16 protein-coding genes are annotated in these 19,199 nt (G+C 52.4%); 11 read left to right on the top strand and 5 right to left on the bottom strand.

Going from position 1 to position 19,199, the window contains the following annotated elements:
- Positions 1-73 precede the first annotated feature (73 nt).
- The 6 genes from GALF_RS10350 to GALF_RS10325 all read left to right on the top strand — a co-directional run bounded on the left by GALF_RS10350 (position 74) and on the right by GALF_RS10325 (position 4,958).
- Positions 74-535, top strand: a complete 462-nt coding sequence (locus tag GALF_RS10350; protein WP_013294010.1) for a copper chaperone PCu(A)C — start codon at positions 74-76, stop codon at positions 533-535.
- Positions 536-689: 154 nt separating this feature from the next.
- Entirely contained in the window at positions 690-1,574 is an 885-nt protein-coding gene (gene argB / locus GALF_RS10345; RefSeq protein WP_013294009.1) for an acetylglutamate kinase, read from the top strand.
- 1 nt (position 1,575) lies between these two features.
- Positions 1,576-2,217, top strand: a complete 642-nt coding sequence (locus tag GALF_RS10340) for a pyrimidine 5'-nucleotidase (protein WP_013294008.1) — start codon at positions 1,576-1,578, stop codon at positions 2,215-2,217.
- 9 nt (positions 2,218-2,226) lie between these two features.
- Positions 2,227-3,339, top strand: coding sequence for a 3-deoxy-7-phosphoheptulonate synthase (locus GALF_RS10335; RefSeq protein ID WP_013294007.1), 1,113 nt, complete (start codon positions 2,227-2,229; stop codon positions 3,337-3,339).
- Between the two features lie 157 nt (positions 3,340-3,496).
- Positions 3,497-3,868 carry a DUF2934 domain-containing protein gene (locus GALF_RS10330; RefSeq protein WP_013294006.1) on the top strand — a complete coding sequence of 124 codons (372 nt, stop codon included), beginning with the start codon at positions 3,497-3,499 and terminating at the stop codon, positions 3,866-3,868.
- A 151-nt stretch (positions 3,869-4,019) separates the two neighbouring features.
- The gene (locus tag GALF_RS10325; protein WP_013294005.1) at positions 4,020-4,958 is read left to right on the top strand and encodes a CobD/CbiB family protein; all 939 of its coding nucleotides are present in this window, start codon (positions 4,020-4,022) and stop codon (positions 4,956-4,958) included.
- Positions 4,959-4,971: 13 nt separating this feature from the next.
- Here the strand turns inward: GALF_RS10325 and GALF_RS10320 are convergent, their stop codons facing one another.
- The 4 genes from GALF_RS10320 to GALF_RS10305 are packed head-to-tail and all read right to left on the bottom strand — an operon-like array spanning position 4,972 to position 9,203.
- Positions 4,972-6,171 carry an ABC transporter permease gene (locus GALF_RS10320; protein ID WP_013294004.1) on the bottom strand — a complete coding sequence of 400 codons (1,200 nt, stop codon included), beginning with the start codon at positions 6,169-6,171 and terminating at the stop codon, positions 4,972-4,974.
- A 1-nt stretch (position 6,172) separates the two neighbouring features.
- Positions 6,173-7,381 carry an ABC transporter permease gene (locus tag GALF_RS10315; protein WP_013294003.1) on the bottom strand — a complete coding sequence of 403 codons (1,209 nt, stop codon included), beginning with the start codon at positions 7,379-7,381 and terminating at the stop codon, positions 6,173-6,175.
- Positions 7,378-8,052, bottom strand: a complete 675-nt coding sequence (locus tag GALF_RS10310) for an ABC transporter ATP-binding protein (RefSeq protein WP_013294002.1) — start codon at positions 8,050-8,052, stop codon at positions 7,378-7,380. Before GALF_RS10310 ends, GALF_RS10315 begins: the two co-directional genes overlap by 4 nt.
- Positions 8,049-9,203, bottom strand: coding sequence for an efflux RND transporter periplasmic adaptor subunit (locus GALF_RS10305; RefSeq protein WP_013294001.1), 1,155 nt, complete (start codon positions 9,201-9,203; stop codon positions 8,049-8,051). The genes GALF_RS10310 and GALF_RS10305 overlap by 4 nt, the downstream gene beginning before the upstream one ends.
- Positions 9,204-9,660: 457 nt before the next feature.
- Here GALF_RS10305 and GALF_RS15585 point away from each other — a divergent pair, with 457 nt between their 5' ends.
- On the top strand, positions 9,661-9,984 hold the full coding sequence (locus GALF_RS15585) for a hypothetical protein (protein WP_150102605.1): 324 nt from the start codon (positions 9,661-9,663) through the stop codon (positions 9,982-9,984).
- A gap of 231 nt (positions 9,985-10,215) precedes the next feature.
- Here GALF_RS15585 and GALF_RS10300 read toward each other — a convergent pair whose 3' ends face one another.
- Positions 10,216-10,701 (bottom strand): hypothetical protein, encoded by a 486-nt coding sequence (locus GALF_RS10300; RefSeq protein ID WP_041938061.1) that lies wholly within the window; start codon positions 10,699-10,701, stop codon positions 10,216-10,218.
- Between the two features lie 587 nt (positions 10,702-11,288).
- On the opposite strand from GALF_RS10300, the gene GALF_RS10295 reads away from it, so the two are divergent.
- The 4 genes from GALF_RS10295 (at position 11,289) to fumC (ending at position 19,198) form a co-directional block, all read left to right on the top strand.
- Positions 11,289-15,236 carry a PAS domain S-box protein gene (locus tag GALF_RS10295; protein WP_150102604.1) on the top strand — a complete coding sequence of 1,316 codons (3,948 nt, stop codon included), beginning with the start codon at positions 11,289-11,291 and terminating at the stop codon, positions 15,234-15,236.
- A gap of 46 nt (positions 15,237-15,282) precedes the next feature.
- Entirely contained in the window at positions 15,283-15,918 is a 636-nt protein-coding gene (locus tag GALF_RS10290; RefSeq protein ID WP_013293999.1) for a response regulator, read from the top strand.
- Positions 15,919-16,058: 140 nt separating this feature from the next.
- Positions 16,059-17,768 (top strand): diguanylate cyclase, encoded by a 1,710-nt coding sequence (locus GALF_RS10285; protein WP_223293763.1) that lies wholly within the window; start codon positions 16,059-16,061, stop codon positions 17,766-17,768.
- A 23-nt stretch (positions 17,769-17,791) separates the two neighbouring features.
- Positions 17,792-19,198 (top strand): class II fumarate hydratase, encoded by a 1,407-nt coding sequence (fumC, locus tag GALF_RS10280; RefSeq protein WP_013293997.1) that lies wholly within the window; start codon positions 17,792-17,794, stop codon positions 19,196-19,198.
- Position 19,199: the final 1 nt, after the last annotated feature.

The following is a 19,199-nucleotide window of genomic DNA, read 5'->3' as shown; positions in this document are numbered from 1 at the left end:
GGGGTATTGATGCCGCCACGGGTGATTTCCCGGGGGTATAATCCGCGCTTTAAAACCTGATGAGTAGCTGATCATGAATAAATTGTTCAAAGTGTGCGGTTTGTTGGGCGCGTTGTTGCTGACGGCCAGTGTTTATGCAAGCGACATTCAAGTGTTGGGCGCATCGTCACGCGCAACAGCTCCCGGGCAAGACAGCGCGATGGTGGATTTGACGATAGTCAGTGCAAAGGCTGCGCAGTTGGTTGGTTTTTCCAGTCCTGCCTGCAAAACGGCAGAAATGCACAGCATGTCGCATGAAAACGGCATGATGACGATGCGTCAGGTAAAAGTGATCGACTTGCCCGCGGGCCGCCGTGTGACGCTGGGCGAGAGCGGATTTCATCTGATGCTGATGGGTTTGAAATCGTCACTCAAGGCGGGTGAGCGTGTTCCTTTGACGCTGAACGTTAAGGTCGGCGACAAGGACTTCAAAATCGATGCCAGCGCAGAGATTACGCCGCTGGTGGGTGGTGCGCACGAGCATATGCATCATTAAAGACTGTAGCCGCTTTATCGTGGCGACATGATTTTTCTTCTGGTGTAAAATTGACCGCGAGTTAAAGTCCACTGGATTTCATCCCTGCCTGAACCCTTGGTGAGTTGAAATTCGCTGGATTTCAATACCGCTTATCATTTTTTAAGGAAAAATCATGCCGTTGTCTCAAGCCACTGCGGAACTCAAAGCCCTCGTGCTGTCCGAGGCGCTGCCCTATATTCAGCGTTTTTTCGACAAGACCATCGTCATCAAATACGGCGGCAATGCGATGACGGATCCTGCGTTGCAGGAAGGTTTTGCGCGCGATGTGGTGCTGTTGAAACTGGTCGGCATGAATCCGGTCGTCGTGCACGGCGGCGGGCCGCAGATCAACGAACTGCTCAAGCGCGTCGGCAAGGAAGGGCATTTCATTCAGGGTATGCGCGTCACCGACGAAGAGACCATGGATGTGGTTGAGATGGTGCTGGGTAAGGTCAACAAGGACATCGTCAACCTGATTAACCGTCACGGTGGTAAGGCGGTAGGATTGACAGGTCAGGATGGCTCGTTCATCCGCGCGAAAAAACTGCTGCTGGAAAGCGATAAAGTGCCGGGTGAAATGCTCGATATCGGCCTGGTTGGCGATATCAATAAAATCGATCCGTCGATCATCTCTTTTCTGGATTCAGGCGATTTCATTCCTGTCATCGCACCGATCGGTGTCGGGCCTGACGGTGAAACTTTAAATATCAACGCCGACGTGGTGGCCGGTAAACTGGCGGAAGTGCTGAACGCCGAAAAGCTGGTGCTGCTGACCAATACGCCGGGGGTGCTGGACAAAGATGGCACACTGCTGACCGGGCTGACTCCCTCGCAAATCGACGAAATGGTTGCCGATGGCACGCTGTCCGGCGGTATGTTGCCTAAAATCAGCTCGGCGCTCGATGCGGCGCGCAGCGGCGTGCGTTCGGTGCACATCATCGACGGCCGGGTGCAGCATGCCCTGTTGCTGGAAATTCTGACCGACGAGGGTGTGGGTACACTGATCAAGAGCAAGTAGCGTGTTGTGGATTTTTGATCTGGACAACACGCTGCACGATGCTGGTGCGCACATTTTTCCGCACATCAATCGCAGCATGACCGCCTACCTTCAAGAGCATCTGCAATTGTCCGAAGCCGATGCGAACGCGTTGCGTCAGCACTACTGGCACCGGTACGGCGCAACCTTGAGCGGGCTGATGCGCCATCACGGCACCGATCCCGATCACTTCCTGTATCACACCCATCAGTTTCCGGAGCTAGAGCGCATGGTCGTTCGCGCCCCCCGCCTGCGTGCGGTATTGCGCAGTCTGCCCGGCAAAAAAGTCGTTTTTTCGAACGCCCCGCGCCATTACGCGCTGGCGGTATTGAAATTATTGAAAGTGGCGGACCTTTTCGATGACGTCATTGCGGTCGAGCATACGCGCTATCGGCCTAAGCCTGATTTGTACGGATTCAGGCATGTGATGCGCCGTCACCGGGTGCGTGCGTCGCACTGCGTGATGGTCGAAGACAGCCTGGAAAATCTGCAGGCGGCCAAACGACTGGGGATGCAGACGGTCTGGGTTAATGCCGGCAACCGGTATCCTGCCTGTGTCGATCTGAAAATCAGCGATATCGTGCAACTGCCGGCTGCGGCAAAAGGGCTTATCAAATATTCCTAAGGATAAATCATGATACTTATTTTAAGTTCGACCGTTTCCGAAAAACCGCAGGAATATCAGGCGTTGCTCTCGCATCTGGCGGGCCTGCCCGGGATACAGACGCGCGTGCATGTGGAGCGGGGTGATGAACAGAGCGTCACGGAGCTGTATTTAATCGGCAATACAAAATCGTTGGATATCGCGGATATGCAAAGCCTGCCGGGCGTTGAGCGTGTCGTGCGCGTCTCGGAGGAATATCGCATCCTCGGGCGGCACCGTGATGATCAGCGTCCCACGCACTTCGAATACAACGGCGTGCGATTCGGTCAAGATACCCTGAATGTCTTCGCCGGTCTGTGTGCGGTGGATAATCGCGAACACGTTGAAATTATGCTCAAAGCCTTGCGCGACAACGGTCAGGTCTGCACCCGGATGGGCGCCTACAAGCCGCGCACCAGTCCTTACGCATTTCAGGGGCACGGCAAGAATTGTCTGCCTTATGTCTTCGAACTGGCGGGCAAGTATGGAATTCGTGTGATGGCGATGGAAATCACCCACGAGTCGCATGTCGATGAAATCAACGAGGCGTTGCATCAGACGGGGGAGGCGACCGGCGTGATGCTGCAAATTGGCACGCGCAATACGCAAAATTTCGAGTTGCTCAAAATCGTTGGACGCCAGACCAAGATGCCGGTGTTGCTCAAACGCGGATTCGGTATCACGCTGGATGAATCGCTCAATGCGGCGGAGTATCTGGCGTCCGAAGGCAATCGCAATGTGGTGTTCTGTCTGCGCGGAATGAAGACTAATATGGCCGATCCGCACCGGAATTTTGTTGATTTCGCACATGTGCCGGTGGTCAAACGCCTAACCCGTATGCCCGTGTGCGTAGATCCGTCTCATTCGGTAGGGTCTCGTGCCGCGTCACCTGATGGCATCATGGATATGATGCATGTGACGGCCCAGGGGGTACTGGCCGGTGCGAATATGGTGCTGGTGGATTTTCACCCTCAACCGCCTAAGGCGCTGGTGGACGGCCCGCAAGCCATGTTGCTTGATGAGTTGCCATATTTTCTGGAAGATGTGCAGATCGCAAGGGATGCGTATCTTGCCAGGGTTGCGTTGCGCGAGCGTCAAAACTAGTTGTGGCTGTTGCGCTTTAAATGCTTTTAATTTTCTATATCCGGTAATTATTTTGTAACAAACGCTTGCAATTTGAGTATTAGTTGACTAGAGAGAGTCTGCGCAATATCATGCGATTGCGTAAATTTTTTGAAACATCACTAGGGAGATTGCGATCATGGTAGAAGAAAAGAAGAGTCCAGCCGCGAAAAAAGTGGTTGCCAGTAAAGTTGCGGCAGTTAGTGAAGTGAAAGTCAAAAAAGTAGCCGCAAAAAAGGCGCCCGCAACCAAAGCGGTTGAAGCCGCCGTATGGCCATTTCCAGAGGCTGAAAAGGTTGCTGCACCGGTTAAGAAAGTTGCTGCAAAAAAAGCGGCTCCTAAGGCCAAGGCAGCAGATAAGCAGGCCATTGCACAACCCTCCGCACAGGAGCGTTACCGCATGGTTGAAACCGCTGCGTATTACATCGCCGAGCGCTCCGGTTTTCAAGGCTGCACCACCGACCACTGGGCGGCGGCAGAGCTGGAAATTGCAAGTAAACTATCCAGTTAATATTGCAAGGTAGATTTTTAAAAAAACCGCAGGGTGAAAGCCATGCGGTTTTTTTTTCCTGCTGAATTCCTTTCGCTGGTGGAAACAGGCACCGCCAACCAGTAGCTGTGCTATCTTTACACTCTGTTATCCGGACACTTTTTTTGATGCCATGAGCCTGTTTTCGTTGATCGTCGCGCTGTTGTTCGAACAGCTCAAGCCGCTGCATACCCGCCAGCACCTGAGTGGCTGGCTGTCAGGGTATCTTGAGTATTTTCAGCAGCACTTTAATTCAGGTGAGTACAGTCACGGCAAGGCCGCCTGGTGGCTGGCGATTTTGCCCATTCTCTTCGCCGCAACAGCCGTGTTCTGGGGGCTGTCTTACCTGCACCCGATACTCGCGCTGCTGTTTAATATACTGGCGCTGTATCTAAGTTTTGGCTTTGGCCGGTTTAGCCATGGATTCACCGATATTCAGCAGGCGTTGCAGAGCGGCAAGCTGGTTGAGGCGCGCGCAATGCTTTCGGCTTTATGCGGCAAGCCGGTGGATGAGCTCAATGCCGAGCAAGTTGCTTGCGTGACGATTGAAACGTCACTGCTTGCCGCGTTGCAGCATCTGTTTGGTGTGATCGTCTGGTTCGTCATTTTCAGCCTGTCCGGTGCGGGAGGGGCGGCGGGAGCCTTGTTGTATTGTGCTGTGCGTACCTTGCGCACGCACTGGGCAGATGAGCTAAACGAGGATGAGTCGAAATTCTGTGATTACGCCTGCCAGATGTCTGTGCGTATCGAATGGTTGCCTGTCCGGCTGACGGCGGCGACTTTTGCTATTGTCGGAAACTTCGAAGATACCGTGTATTGCTGGCGCTCTCAGGCTGCGAGTTGGCCTGACAGCGAAACGGGGATATTGCTGGCCAGTGCCGCAGGTGCATCCGGCGTGCGTCTTGGCTTGCCTGTGATGCAAGCGGGACAGCGTATTGAACGCGCTGAACTGGGTGTCGGAGAGCAAACGGGTAGCGCGGCGCTGCAGAGTACCATCCGCTTGGTGTGGCGTTCGGTCCTGTTCATGATGCTGATGCTGTTTATGCTGACGCTGGCGAGTCTGCTGCGCTAAAACCTGTCCTGACTTATTCTGTTCTGAGTGCGTCTACCGGATCTAATCTCGCGGCGCGACGGGCGGGGATGACGCCGGCCGCCAGACCGATGCTAACCGCCGAGAGTTCTGCCAGCACGGCGAACAGCCAGGGCGTGTGCACAGGCAGGGCCGGGATGAACAGGTGCAACCCCTGAGCGATCCCGACGCCGAGCGCCAGTCCAGCTAGCCCCCCTAAGGCAGATAGCAACATCGCTTCGCCCAGAAACAGCGTCAGCACCTGATTTTCGCGTGCGCCCAATGCGCGCAACAGGCCGATTTCTGCGGTGCGTTCACTGACCGCCATGGTCATAATCGTTAAAATCCCGACGCCGCCGACCAAGAGCGAAATGCCGCCTAACGCACCTACCGCGAAGGTGATCACGTCGAGCACGGAACCTAACACTTCAAGCGCTTTCTCCTGCGGAATCAGCGTGAAGTCTTCCCGTCCGTGACGATCTTTAAGCCTCGCGGTGATGGCGCGCGTCACGCTGTTCAGATCCGCACTGGCTTTGTAGCTGAGTTGAATTTCCATCAGCCCCGGCCGGTTGAACAGTTCCAGCGCGCGGGCGGCCGGGATAAACACGGTGTCATCCATATCGAAGCCTAGCATCTGCCCCTTGGGTTCCATGACGCCGATGACACGGTAGCGCTGGCCGCCGATGCGCAGATAGCTGCCGAGCGGATTTTGTCCTGCAAATAATTCTTGACGGACTTTAGCGCCTAGTACCACCTGCGCGCGTGCTTGAGTCGGATCATCGTCGGGCAAAAAGCTGCCGCTTTGCATCCTGCTTGAGAGCACCTGCGGCAGGTTGTGTCCGGCACCGATCACGGTAGTGCGGCGCGTTTTTCCATTGGCGCGCAGTTCGGCATTGCCCGTCACACTGGGATTGACATATTCGACATTGGGTAAGTGGCGCAATGCTTCAGCGTCTTCGAGGGAAATCGTTCTGACCGAGCCGAAGATGCCCGCGTTGCCGCCCTGCGTCTGCGTCTTACCCGGCTGAATGGCGATCAGGTTGGTGCCGAACTGGGAAAATTCGGACAAGACGAACTGATGCAAGCCTTCGCCGATCGAGGTGAGCAAGATGACGGCCGTGATGCCGATCGCGATGCCCAGCGCGGTCAAGAAACTGCGCATTCGGTAGGCCAGAAAGCTTGAAGTGGTCAGGCGGATCAGGTCGGGGAGTCGCATATCAGCGTCCTGCCAGGGCGGTCACGGGGTCTAATTGTGCAGCGCGGCGCGCAGGCCATACGCTGAACAGGATGCCGGTGCCGAGCGACGTTGCGACCGCAGCCAAAACGGCCCACCAGGGGGCTGCGACCGGCAATGACGGGTACAGGCGCGCGATGACCAGTACGCCGGCTTCGCCTATCACCAGACCCGCGATGCTGCCGATGCCGGAGAGCAGGACGGCTTCGGTAAAGAACAGGGTGCGGATTTTGGCAGCCGGGCAGCCGAGCGCCTTGAGCAGACCAATTTCCTGCACCCGTTGCGAGACGGCGATCAGCATCACGTTCATGATCAGGATGCCTGCCACCGCCAGACTGATTGAGGCGATGCCGCCGACCGCCAGCGTCAGTGCGCGCAGGATGCGATCGAAGGTGGCCAGTACGGCATCTTGCGTGACGACGGTGACATCTTTTTCGCCGTTGTGGCGGGCAAACAGGATGGTTTCGGCATCTTTCCTGGCCTGTTCGATGCTGTCACGGTTTTTGGCCTCGACCAGAATGCGGAACAGTCCTGAGGTATTGAACAGCATATGGGCCGATGCAACCGGCACGATGACGATTTCGTCGGTATTAAACCCCATCGATTCGCCCTGGCTGCTCATGATGCCGATCACCCGAAAACGACGGTCGCCTAGCCGGACCCAAGCCCCCACGCCGGATTCCTTGCCGAACAGTTCGCTGTTGATCTTTGCGCCCAGCACGCAGACCGACTCGCTGGCATGTATATCGCCCGGCGGCAGAAAACGCCCGCGGCCCAGCGTCATGTGACGCACGGCCAGGAGATCGGCCGTCGAACCCAATACGATCACTTCGCGGTTCTTCGCATCCTTTGAAATCTGCGAGGAGCCAACCGTCAGCGGGGCGATGCGGCTCACCGCGCGGCTTCGGAGCAGCGCCAGGGCATCGTCCAGCGAGAGTTCGCGGGGGATCTGACCCAGCAGCATGCCGGGGCCGATGCCGGCGGTTTCGGTGCGACCGGGGAACACCAAAACCAAATTAGTGCCCAGAGAGGAGAACTGATTGACCACATAGCGGCGCGCGCCTTCACCTAAAGCGGTGAGCACCACCACGGCCGCAACGCCGATCGACATTGCGAGGATCATCAACAGGGTTCTTGTTTTGCTGCCCTGCAAACTCGCTGCTGCAAACTGCACGACGTCGAGGTGTCTCATGATTCGATCTGGCTGATGATCTGCCCGTCTACCATGTGCAGTTGGCGTTTTGCGCGTCCGCCGATGACCGGATCGTGGGTGACGAGGATCAGGGTGACTTGCTGTTCTGTTAGTTGCTCGAGCAAACTGATGACTTCGCGCCCCGTGGCCTGATCAAGATTACCTGTAGGCTCGTCGGCCAGCAGCACGGAAGGGTGCATGCTGGTGGCCCGTGCAATGGCCACGCGCTGCCGCTGTCCACCCGAGAGTTGGTCGGGTCGGTGGTCGGCACGTTCGGTCAGGCCGTAATTTTCCAGCAGTTGCGCAACGCGCCTGCGTCGCTCATCGACCGGTATGCCGGCTAAAATCAGCGGCAGCTCGATGTTCATTGCGGCGGAGAGGCGTGGCACCAGATGGAAGGATTGAAATACGAAGCCGATTTTTTCGCTGCGCACGCGAGCCTGTTGCTCGTCGCTGAGCGCCGTGACATTGCCGCCATCCAGTTTATAGGTGCCTGAACTTGGCCGATCCAGCAGGCCGAGCAGATTGAGCAGGGTGGATTTACCCGAACCCGAGGGGCCCATGATGGAAACATAGTCACCTGCAGCGATCGATAAATCGATGTTGCGCAGTGCCGAGACGGTCTGCCCGCCAACGGAGAAACTGCGACTGACTTCGCTGAGCTGTATCATTTTGTTTGTACTTTTGCGCCCGCCTTAACGCCTGCCTGATCGAGCGTTAGGACGATCTGATCGCCCTCATTAAGTCCAGCAGTGATTTCGCTCTGCTCCCAGTTGGCAAGGCCGATTGTCACGGTTCTAGCTTCGAGCACGCCGTCCGGTCTGTAGAGCAGCACGCGATTGCCTTCGAGCAGCGTTTGGGTTGGGATGCGCAGCACGTTTTGACGTGCGCTGTGCACGATTTCGACATCCGCGCTGTAGCCTGTCAGCAGGTTTTCGGTGGTGGGCGGCTCAATAAAATCCACCTCCACTTCCACGGTGCGCGCCTGCTTTTCCAGCTCCAGCACATAGGGGGCGATGCGTTTAACGCGGCCTGCGAACGACTTGCCCTTGATCGCATCGAGCGTGATGCGGGCTAATTGTCCTGTCTTGATCCGGGCCGCATCCACTTCGTCGATTGGCGCGCTGACGAACAGGCAGCGGTCATCGATCAAATCAATCGCGGGCGGGGTTGGTATGCCGGGCGGCGAGGGCGTTGCGTATTCGCCCAACTCACCGCTGATGTCGGCAACGATGCCGTCAAACGGCGCGCGCAATACCATACGGTCAAGGGCGGCATTGGCCGCCGTAATGCGGGATTGACTCTGTTCGATCTGGCTTGTTGCGGCCTCGCAGCCGGCACGGGCCACGCGAGCGGCGGATACTCGCTGATCCAGCCCCTCGTTGGAGATGAACCCTTTTGTATGCAACTGGCGCGAACGTTCGGCTTCCTTTTCAGCCAAGTCAGCTTGCAGGCAGGATTGTCTGGACAGCATTTTTGAGGTGACGAGCTGTTCACGCGCGAGGCCTGACTGCGCCTCTAGGTCGTTGTTCCAGAGTTTCAGCAGGATTTGACCGGCCTTGACCCGTTCGCCTTTTTTCACTAGCAGGTGTGCGATCTGACCGCCCGAGGGCGCGGAGAGTTTTGCACGATGACAGGCTTTTACTGTGCCTGCGCGCGTATTGCTGACGCTCGCCTCGACCATACCGCGGGTAACTTTGACTAGCTGAACGAGAGGCGGAGCGGTGCGCGTGAAGTACCAGACGGTCATCGCTAACAACATCAATCCGGCAAGCGTTGGCAGCATCCAGCTGTTTCGCTTCACTTGCTGAGCATTGGTCATGCCACCCCCTGCAAAGTTTCCCGCTGGATAGTTGGTCAGCGGCGAGTTATCTCAAAAAAGCGGTCGCGCTGTTCTGGCGTGTTGAGTGATCGTGTGATTTTTATGGGGCCGACGATAGGCTATAGGAAATCATACTGCTCTCTACAATCCGCATAAACACTAGGCTTGCGCGCGAGATGATTTTAAAAGTACCACAAAAATATCACTGGAGTCTAGCGTCGGGGTCACAATAGTTTGTTCGTTTTTGTGTGGCGGCATCGTGGGTCATCAATAGCGCGCTGTGGCGGTGCTCAGGGTGCAACCCTTGAGGTAAAGAGGCGCTGTGTGTGTTTGACTTAACGAAGTCCGATAAATCTGCTTGTGATTCCATGGATATTTTAGGTGTTTGTCCTATTTTGCAGATAAAAGTAATTCTATAAAATTTATTCATGCTTTATTACCTAGGGAATAGGTGTTTATGCATAACTCAAGTATTCGAGAGGCATTGCTTGCGCAAACGCCAATAGGCACAACTTTGGCAGAGGTATGTAGCCTTCTGGAGCGACGGGGTTGGCTTGTGCAATGCAATGTAGGTAATGCAGGTTTTTTTAGGCAAGATTTCGCTACGAAAAATGATTTAGCAGGGAGATTTTCACTTCAAGGAAATATTGGTGATTATGGGCCGATGAGAATTTCAGCATTTTGGTCGTTCGATAGTAATAACTTATTGATTAATATTGGCGTATTGAGAATTCTTGATGTCACATTAGGGAATAGTCGGTCATTCGACTACATCCTTTAATTCCCCTTTAAGATGTCGAATGGCGGCTTGCTTTTTTGTTAGCCCGATCTAATCTTGGTACGGGAGGATATCAGGCACTGCTTAGCGGTGAGCGTGTCAGACTCATTACTGAAGGATTCAGATGATAGAACTCGGCATCAGGTTCATTCATTTGGCAGTCACTCTGACAGTTTGTGACTCCACTCATCGGGTTCGTTAATCCAGAATAAAGTCTTAAATAAGGGACGGGCGTTACATTTTTGAGCGTTGGTGGGCAGGGTTGTCAAATGAAAGCGCCGGTGCTCGTTTCGTTTGAAACGATCCGGCAGTTGTGTTCCTGCTCAGAAGCATGTGCTCAATGTAATAGTAGAGGCAGTGCACGAAATAGGATGAGAAACAATAGTCGCTGACCTCTTCAAATTTGTCCAGAGCATCTGTAATGCCGCGATTGATTGATCGGTTTAAGTCGAACAGGGGAATCCCTCGTTGCGCATAGTGTTTGCTAATCTGGTCAATAAGCAGTATTTGCCGCGCCCCGAATTCGCCAGTGTCCACGAGATGGTTAAGCGATTGTTGCTGGTTCATGCTCAGGACAATATCTACGCCAGCAGTGGGTTGGCTTTCAGTGAGCGGATCAAAGGAATGTTGCATGAAATTGTGCGCCGGTTCAGCGACGCATTGCGCCGCCTGAGGGGAAGATTGCGGTGTATTTATATTCGATTCACAGAGCATATTCATGGCAATTTCCCGCTGAAATTGTTTTGGCTATATGTCATTCTGTCATTGCGCCAGGGAGGTGAATATCAGTGCTTGGCTCAATATCCGTTCAGTGAATTTGGTAGCAGATTATCGGTGTTTGTCCTATATTTCCCCCCACACAAACTCTGTAGACTAGGGGTGTTTGCTTGATCTGGATAAAATCCTAACGAATGGTTTTACTAACCGGTATAGCAAATAGCGACCCCTGATGATGAAACTCGCTCCTGTACATTTTCTTTCATGCCTTTTTAGTTCTTGGGGATTGCGCAGCGATGGCTGACCAACCGGATAAACGAATGCTTATGCGAATTCCACGTGTACGGAGATGCAGTTAAGATGAATATTTCATAATGAGGTCGTATGAGAATAACGGGGGCGGGTAACAATTCAGTAAGTGAAGTCACCGGGGCCGTGTATTCGAAAAAATCTGCGAATAGATTTCGCAATGAAATGATTTTATTCTCTTTTTTTCTATTGCCGTCTTGCTTGGCGGCTATCTTGTTTTTCAGGGCTATAAGGAAGATATCAAACAGCAGCAGTTGGGGGTGTTAAGCGGAATTGCCCGATTGAAAACCCGTCAACTCGTTAATTGGATGGGCGAGCGCAGAGAGGATGCGTTTGAGCTTCAACGTGATGATTTGTTTGTGGAGGCGGTTGATCACTGGCTTCAACATACCGATGATAAGACAGGCGGGCGATTGGCGCAGCGCCTGATTAAGCAGCGGCAACATTGTGCTTCATACGGTTGTGATTCTGTTTCGCTGTTTGACGATAAGGCGCGTTTGCGTCTGTCGTCAAACAAGGGGAAATCGCCACTGCTGGAATCTCAAAGGGCGCGGTTGCTCGATAGTATACAGCGCGGGAATATTGCATTTTCCGACCTGAAGTCTGCAGTCACGGACTCGGGAGCAGGGATTGATATTGAGCTGATCATCCCGTTGAGGCAAATTAGTAATGGCCAGTTTCGCACGCTGAGCGCTATCGTGTTTCGCATTGATCCAAAGCGTTTCCTGTTTCCGCTTATTCAAGACTGGCCCACGCCCAGTTCGACGGCGGAAAATTTACTGGTTCGCCGTGACGGCGATCAAGTGCTTTACCTGAACGAATTGCGTCACCTGAGGAATGTGCCAGGTGATTTTCGACTGCCGTTGAATCCAGAGTTGCCAGCGTCGATGGCCGTGCTGGGGCGCGAGGGGGTGGCTGAAGGCGTCGATTATCGGGGTGTGCCGGTGGTGAGCGTGGTGGGCCGCGTGGAAGGAACCTCTTGGTTTATAGTCTCAAAGGTGGATAAGTCTGAGATCTATGCTCCGATCCATCGTTTGGTAAACTGGATGCTGTTGCTTATGGCGTTTCTTGTCGTGTCCGGTATCGGGGTGGTCGCTTACGGGTGGCGCAAGGAAAAAAAGCAATCCCGCCGTGATTTTGAACATCAAATGGTGATGAAGCGCCTGCACTATCTGAGTAAATACGCCAACGATATCATTTTGTTGGTGGATGAAAAGGGGAAAATTGTCGATTTCAATGACCGTGCGATGGCGTCATACGGATATACCGCAGAAGAATTTTCGACGTTGAGTATTTTCGACTTGCGGGAGAAGCGGTGGGCATCGACGGTCGCTGAAGATTTTAGAAAAACTATGGAATCCGGGGCGATGCGTTTCGATTCCGTACATCTGCGCAAGAATGGGGAAACCTTCCCGGTAGAGACAAGTACCCGGGTGGTCGACATCGACGGTAAACAATTTCAGCAAGCCATTGTCCGCGATATGACCGAGCGTCATCGGGCGCAGGGCGAGCTTATCCGGCAAAAGGAATTTATCCGCCAGGTGATGGACGGCAACCCTAATCTGATTTTTGTCAAAGATGCCGGGGGACATTTTCTGCTTGCCAATGAGGCGATGGCGAGACGCTATGGACTTACAACAGAAAGCATCATCGGCAAATGTAGTTCCGATCTGACCTGCGACTTACTCGAGCTCAGTGAAATTACCCAAGCGAATCGTGATGTGATCGAAAATTGCCGTGAGTGGGTGGCAATCGAACGTCATCTATCACGCGATAACCAGGTTCACTGGTTTCAGACCGTCAGAAAGCCATTGAAACAGCCTGATGGTTCTGTGCATGTATTGATCATTGCGGTGGATATCACCGAACTTAAACAGGCTGAAGTGCAGCAAAACAGACTTAATCGTGCGCTTAGATTGTTAGGTGCCTGCAATCAGGCGATGCTGCACAGTACGGATGAAATCGGTTTATTGAACGAAATTTGCCGGCTCGTTGTTGAAGTCGGTGATTATCTTATGGCCTGGATAGGCTACGCCGAGCAGGATGAGAATAAACGCGTGAGCATGGCCGCGCGTTATGGAAATGACGCGGGATATTTGGAACAGAGTCAGATAAGTTGGGCGGATACGGAATGGGGCAGGGGGCCTGTCGGGCTTGCTATCCGAAATGGGGTGACACAGGTCAATCAGGACTTTCAGAGTACTGCGGCGTTAGCACCCTGGAGTGAAGCGGCCCTTGAACGCGGCTTTCATTCGAGCATCGCCTTGCCGCTCAAGGCGAATGGTTGCGTGCTGGGTGTGCTAGCCCTCTATTCGTCAGAACCTTATGCCTTTAATGAAGATGAAATATCCCTGCTTGAGGATCTCGCTGTCAATCTGGCCTATGGTATTGGGGTATTAAGAGGGGACGAGCTGCGAAATCGGGTTCAGACACAGCTCAATGATGAGCGTATGCGTTTGCAGACTTTGTTGAAGACCATACCCGACATGATCTGGCTGAAAGATAGGGAGGGCGTTTTTCTTAACTGCAATGCGCAATTCGAGCGCCTCTTCGGTGCAAGGGAGGCGGACATAGTCGGCAAGACAGATTACGATTTTGTCGATGCGGATTTGGCAGAGGCTTTTCGTCAGAAGGACAAGGAGGCTATGGCATCCGATAAGCCTGTGATCAACGAAGAATGGGTGCGTTTTGCAGACGCGGATGAGCCTGTGTTGCTGGAAACGATCAAGACGACGCTGCGGGATGAACGAGGCGGAATGGTCGGGGTGTTGGGTATTGCTCGTGATATTACCGAGCGAAAACTTGCCGAGAACAGGGAAATCCGGCTGCGTCATATTCTGGATAGCACGCTGGACATGATATTTATCTTTCAGCTTGATACCTTGAATTTCGTTTATGCCAATAAGGAGGCAATCAACAGCGTAGGCTATGGTAATTCAGAGTTGCGTACCATGACGCCCGCAGACATCACTCCGCTGATGCCCGAAGCAGAGTTCAGAAAATTTATCTCGCCCCTGTTGACGAGAGAAAAACTGATGTTACGTTTTGAGACAGTACATCGTCATAAAAATGACGCTGAATTCCCAGTGGAGGTGCAGTTGGAGCTCGTGGAGGAATTGGGCGGTGAGCGTGTCATTGTGGCTGTGGTGCGGGATATTTCCGAACGATTGGAAGCTGAAAAGGAAATACGCAGACAGAAAAATTTTATGTGGCGGGTGATCGACACCGATCCGAATTGTATTTTTGTCAGGGATGCCGCTGGAAAATTTTTGTTAGCCAACCAGAGTTCGGCAGACTTACTAGGGCTGATGCCTAAAGAGATGATAGGCAAGACGCTGGCGGAAATTGCCGGTGTATCGTACGAGCAGACCGTTTTTTCCGGTGGAGATGATGACGTGATTGAGCGGGGACGCGAAATCAGTCAAATTGAGCCTTACCTGCTAGAGGATGGCGAACAGCGCTGGCAGCTCACGCTTAAAACGCCACTGACCATGCCGGATGGTGAGTCGAGTGTGCTGTGCATTGCGATGGATATTACGCAGCAAAAACTGTCTGAAATTAAACTGGCCGATTCGTACCGGGAATTACAACAACTTTCGCTGCATTTGGAGAATATCCGGGCGGATGAGAGAGCAAGAATCGCGCTTAATCTTCATGATGAGATGGGCGCTACCTTGGTTGCGATTAAAATGGGGCTCGTCTGGCTGGCATCGAAATTGCCCGCCGATGCGCAGCAATTGTCGGATGAAATCACACGTTTGATTGAGTTGTCGGTAGACGGGATGCATGTCATGCGTCAGGTTGTCACCGAGCTCAGGCCTAATCTGCTTGCTGATATGGGGATTTCGGCAGCGATTAAGGATTATGTGAAAAAATTTTGTCAGCACATGAAAATCGAATGTGTGCTGAGTTTGCCGGATAGCGTGTTATCTTTGGATGAGAAACAATCGCTAACCATTTTTCACATCGTTCAGGAGGCGCTGAATAATGTAGCTAAACATGGAAAGTCCACCCGGGTGACGGTGCATATCACGATACGTCGAAAATCGATTTTGATTGTGGTTGGTGATAATGGCATCGGTTTTAATCAAGTGGAGCAGAAAGGTCGATCTTTTGGTTTGCTGAGTATTCGGGAGCGCGCGCTGATGCTTGGTGGGAAGGCCAGAGTAAGCAGCGCTCCGGGCAAAGGAACGCGTGTGTCTGTATGCATTCCGTATGAGGGGGAATGAATCAAGTTAACCGTTCCCTTTGTCGGGGGATATTGAGGAGCCTTTTATGATACGTGCACTAATTGTTGATGACCATGCCATTGTGCGCCAGGGTTTAAAAAGAATACTGGATGAGGCTCCGGGTATGGTTGTGGGCGGTGAGGCAGTGAACGGTGTACAGGCGCTGAAAATGATCCGTGCGGAAAAGTGGGATATTGTCCTTCTCGATATTTCCATGCCCGAAAAAAACGGTATAGACGCACTAAAGCAGATCATGGATGAGAATAAGTCCGTGAAGGTGTTGATTCTGAGCATGTATCCGGAGGATCAGTATGCGGTGCGCATGATGAAGGCAGGGGCATCGGGATACATGACGAAAGAAACCGCGCCGGAACAGTTGGTTGAGGCGATACGACAAGTGGTTGCGGGGAAAAAATACATTAGCGCCACTCTTTCTGAGTTACTGCTATTCGAATGCGGGAGCGACTCTGCTAAGTCCCCGCATGAAACATTAAGCGACAGGGAGTATCAGGTATTGCGTTTAATCGGTTCGGGAAAAACGGTGTCGGAGGTCGCAAAGTTGCTGTCATTGAGCGTGAAGACGGTGAGCACCTACCGTTCGCATATACTGGATAAAATGAATCTGAGAAACAATGCAGAGCTTACCCTGTACGTGATTCAGAATGGTTTGATGGGACCCTGAGTATAGAAATATTTGATACTTAATTGAGGATGTTTTTTTAGTTGCACCCGAATCATGGTCGTCGTGATCGGTAACAAGCCGTCAATTACCCTTTGCTAAGAACGGGGGAAGATATGCGCTTTCTGAATCAATTGTTTGCTGTGCAATCGAACCGCAAAAGGATAAGAAATTATCTAATGGGGTTTGGCATGGCCCTCGCGGCCTTATTTCTGCGTCTTGTGATAGCGCCTGCAGAAACGGGCTTGCAATTCATCACGTTTTTCCCCGCAGTCGCATTATCAGCCCTTTTTTTAGGCGTCAGGGCGGGACTGTTTGTGACCGTCGTTTGTACCGTTTTTTCCTTATATTTCTTTTTCCCGCCCTATCAAAGTTTTCAATTCAATTTCGAGCATCATGAGGCGTTGGCTGCTTTGGTGTTTTGCGCCGACGGAATGGTCGTTAGCATTTCGATAGGCGTGATGCATCGCTATTATTCTGGCTATATCAAATTAGTCGACGAACTCAAAATATCTCTGGAAAAGAGCGTTCGTTCTGAAATTGAATTGGCACAACATAAGTTTGCCCTGGATCAGTCGGCGATCGTCGCATTCACGGACATACGTGGCACGATTACTTACGTGAATGATCTGTTTTGCTCGATCAGTCAATATTCTCGCGAGGAGCTCATCGGGAAAAATCATCGAATCATTAATTCAGGCACTCATCCGAAAGATTTTTTTAAAACGTTGTATTGCGCCATCACTCACGGCAGGGTTTGGTCGGGGGATATTTGTAACCGTGCTAAAGACGGTAGCCTGTACTGGGTGTCAACCACGATAGTTCCATTTTTGGATGAGCGTGGTAAACCTGTCCAATATTGCGCGATTCGTGCCGATATCACGGCACGTAAGTTAATTGAGGACAATCTGAGAATTGCAGCGGCCACTTTTGAAACGCACGATGCCATCGTGATCACGGATGCGAATGCCAATATCATCAAAGTCAATAAAGCGTTTACCACCATCAGTGGTTATCAGCCTGAGGAAGTGCTGGGGAAAAATCCGCGCATGATGAGCTCAGGTAGGCACGATAAGGCTTTCTTCGAATCCCTGTTTGATAAGGTGCTGCATGACGGATCATGGGTGGGTGAAATTTGGGATAAAAGGAAAGACGGTGAAATTTATCCTCGTTGGATGACCATAACAGCGGTCAGGGACGCTGAACAAAAAATTAGCCAATTTGTGGGCATATTTAGCGATATTACCGAGCGAAAGAAAAATGAAGAGCTGATCAATAAAATGGCGTATTACGACCCTTTGACTCAACTTCCAAACCGTCGCATGCTGACCGATCGACTAGGACGGGCAATGGCTGCAAACTATCGTCACGCTATTTACGGAGCGGTTATGTTTGTGGATTTGGATCGATTTAAGCCACTCAACGACACACATGGACATGTTGCAGGTGATTTGCTACTCGTTGAAGTCGGGCGGCGTATCGGTAGTTGTATTCGAGAAATGGATACGGTCGCGAGGTTCGGAGGCGATGAGTTTGTCGTCATGCTCAGTGAACTCAATTCAGACAGGACCTTATCAAGAGCAGAGGCCATTAGCGTGGCTGAAAAAATTCGTGTCTGTCTAGCCGAGACTTATTTTCTGAAATTTAAGCAAGGTGAAAGCCTTCCTGTTTGTGTAGAACACCATTGCTCATCAAGCATAGGCGTAGTTTTATTCAACGGTCAAGAGTCCAGTCAGGAAGAAATTTTTAAACGAGCCGATGAGGCGATGTATCAGGCAAAGGAGGGCGGTCGCAATTCGGTTCGTTTTATGGGAAGTAGGGGGCCGACTGTCCCGGATGTTCAAGTGGCGTAAGACGCGTTAAAGGGGGATAGGTGATGAAGCGGATGAGGAGGGAGCATGACGCTCTCGGTGAGATAGCCGTCCCGGCAGACAGACTGTGGGGGGCGCAGACACAACGCTCGCTTAAACACTTTCATATTTCAACTGAGCGTATCCCGGAAGAGATGATCATGGCATTGGCAGAAGTCAAACGTGCGTGCGTGCTGGTCAATCGCGATCTTGCTTTGTTGAGTGAAGAAAAAGCATCGGCGATCGTCCGGGCGGTCGATGAAGTACTGGCTGGTCGGCACATAAATGAATTCCCCTTATCGGTATGGCAAACGGGTTCTGGCACGCAGAGTAATATGAACATGAACGAGGTGCTCGCTAATCGTGCATCTGAATTGCTGGGGGGGACGCGTGGAGAAGCGCGCAAAATTCACCCCAATGATGAGGTTAATCTCGGTCAGTCATCCAACGATATATTTCCAACAGCCATGCATGTCGCGGCCGTCACTGGTATTTCGCATCAATTACTCCCTGCGTTGAGCGTGCTGCGTACGACGCTTAAAATCAAAGCGGACAATTTTTCTGACCTGCTCAAGATAGGGCGCACGCATCTGCAGGATGCAACCCCGATGACGCTGGGGCAGGAATTTTCCGGTTATGTGGCACAAATAGATCATGCCAGATCAGCCATTCTTGCCGCTCTCGACCCGCTTTATGCCTTGGCTGCAGGTGGTACAGCGATTGGAACCGGATTGAATACCCATGCTGAATTCGGAGAGCGCGTCGCGTCAATCCTGGCGTGTCGTACCGGGTTTCCATTCAGAAGCGCTGACAATAAATTCTCCGCACTGGCGGCGCATGATGCACTGGTTTTTGCGCATGGCGCGCTCAAACTGTTGGCAACGGTACTGATGAAAATCGCTAACGACGTTCGCTGGCTGGCATCAGGCCCGCGTTCAGGTTTGGGTGAAATCAGTATTCCTGAAAATGAACCGGGCAGTTCTATCATGCCCGGAAAAGTGAACCCTACCCAGTGCGAAGCGCTGACCATGGTGTGCTGCCAGATTTTTGGCAACGACGTCGCAATCACGATAGCGGGTGCTTCGGGTAACTTCGAACTGAATGTGTTTAAGCCGCTCATCGCGCATAATTTTTCGCAAAGTGTGCGCCTGCTTGCCGATAGCATTGCGAGTTTTGAGCAATATTGCGCGCGCGGCATTGAGGCCAATCGATCGAGACTGACCGAATTGATGGAGCAATCCTTGATGCTGGTCACAGCGCTGGTTCCCCATATTGGCTATGACCGGGCGGCAGAAATTGCAAACTATGCGCATCATCATGGCTGTACGCTCAAAGAATCCGCCATCACCTTGGGATATGTGACTGAGGAAGCGTTCCGTAGCTGGATTACACCCGTTGCGATGGCGCATCCGTTTGATCGGAGTAAGAAATAGC

Origin of the sequence: Gallionella capsiferriformans ES-2 (genome assembly GCF_000145255.1) — a bacterium.
Lineage (GTDB): Bacteria > Pseudomonadota > Gammaproteobacteria > Burkholderiales > Gallionellaceae > Gallionella > Gallionella capsiferriformans.
This window is presented reverse-complemented; position numbering and strand designations above follow the sequence as displayed.

Excerpts from the sequence above, each read along its gene's own strand:
- GALF_RS10350 (WP_013294010.1), top strand. The coding sequence starts at position 74 with ATGAATAAATTGTTCAAAGTGTGCGGTTTGTTGGGCGCGTTGTTGCTG.
- argB (WP_013294009.1), top strand. The coding sequence starts at position 690 with ATGCCGTTGTCTCAAGCCACTGCGGAACTCAAAGCCCTCGTGCTGTCC.
- GALF_RS10335 (WP_013294007.1), top strand. The coding sequence starts at position 2,227 with ATGATACTTATTTTAAGTTCGACCGTTTCCGAAAAACCGCAGGAATAT.
- GALF_RS10330 (WP_013294006.1), top strand. The coding sequence starts at position 3,497 with ATGGTAGAAGAAAAGAAGAGTCCAGCCGCGAAAAAAGTGGTTGCCAGT.
- GALF_RS10325 (WP_013294005.1), top strand. The coding sequence starts at position 4,020 with ATGAGCCTGTTTTCGTTGATCGTCGCGCTGTTGTTCGAACAGCTCAAG.
- GALF_RS10320 (WP_013294004.1), bottom strand. The coding sequence starts at position 6,171 with ATGCGACTCCCCGACCTGATCCGCCTGACCACTTCAAGCTTTCTGGCC.
- GALF_RS10315 (WP_013294003.1), bottom strand. The coding sequence starts at position 7,381 with ATGAGACACCTCGACGTCGTGCAGTTTGCAGCAGCGAGTTTGCAGGGC.
- GALF_RS10310 (WP_013294002.1), bottom strand. The coding sequence starts at position 8,052 with ATGATACAGCTCAGCGAAGTCAGTCGCAGTTTCTCCGTTGGCGGGCAG.
- GALF_RS10305 (WP_013294001.1), bottom strand. The coding sequence starts at position 9,203 with ATGACCAATGCTCAGCAAGTGAAGCGAAACAGCTGGATGCTGCCAACG.
- GALF_RS15585 (WP_150102605.1), top strand. The coding sequence starts at position 9,661 with ATGCATAACTCAAGTATTCGAGAGGCATTGCTTGCGCAAACGCCAATA.
- GALF_RS10300 (WP_041938061.1), bottom strand. The coding sequence starts at position 10,701 with ATGAATATGCTCTGTGAATCGAATATAAATACACCGCAATCTTCCCCT.
- GALF_RS10290 (WP_013293999.1), top strand. The coding sequence starts at position 15,283 with ATGATACGTGCACTAATTGTTGATGACCATGCCATTGTGCGCCAGGGT.
- fumC (WP_013293997.1), top strand. The coding sequence starts at position 17,792 with ATGAAGCGGATGAGGAGGGAGCATGACGCTCTCGGTGAGATAGCCGTC.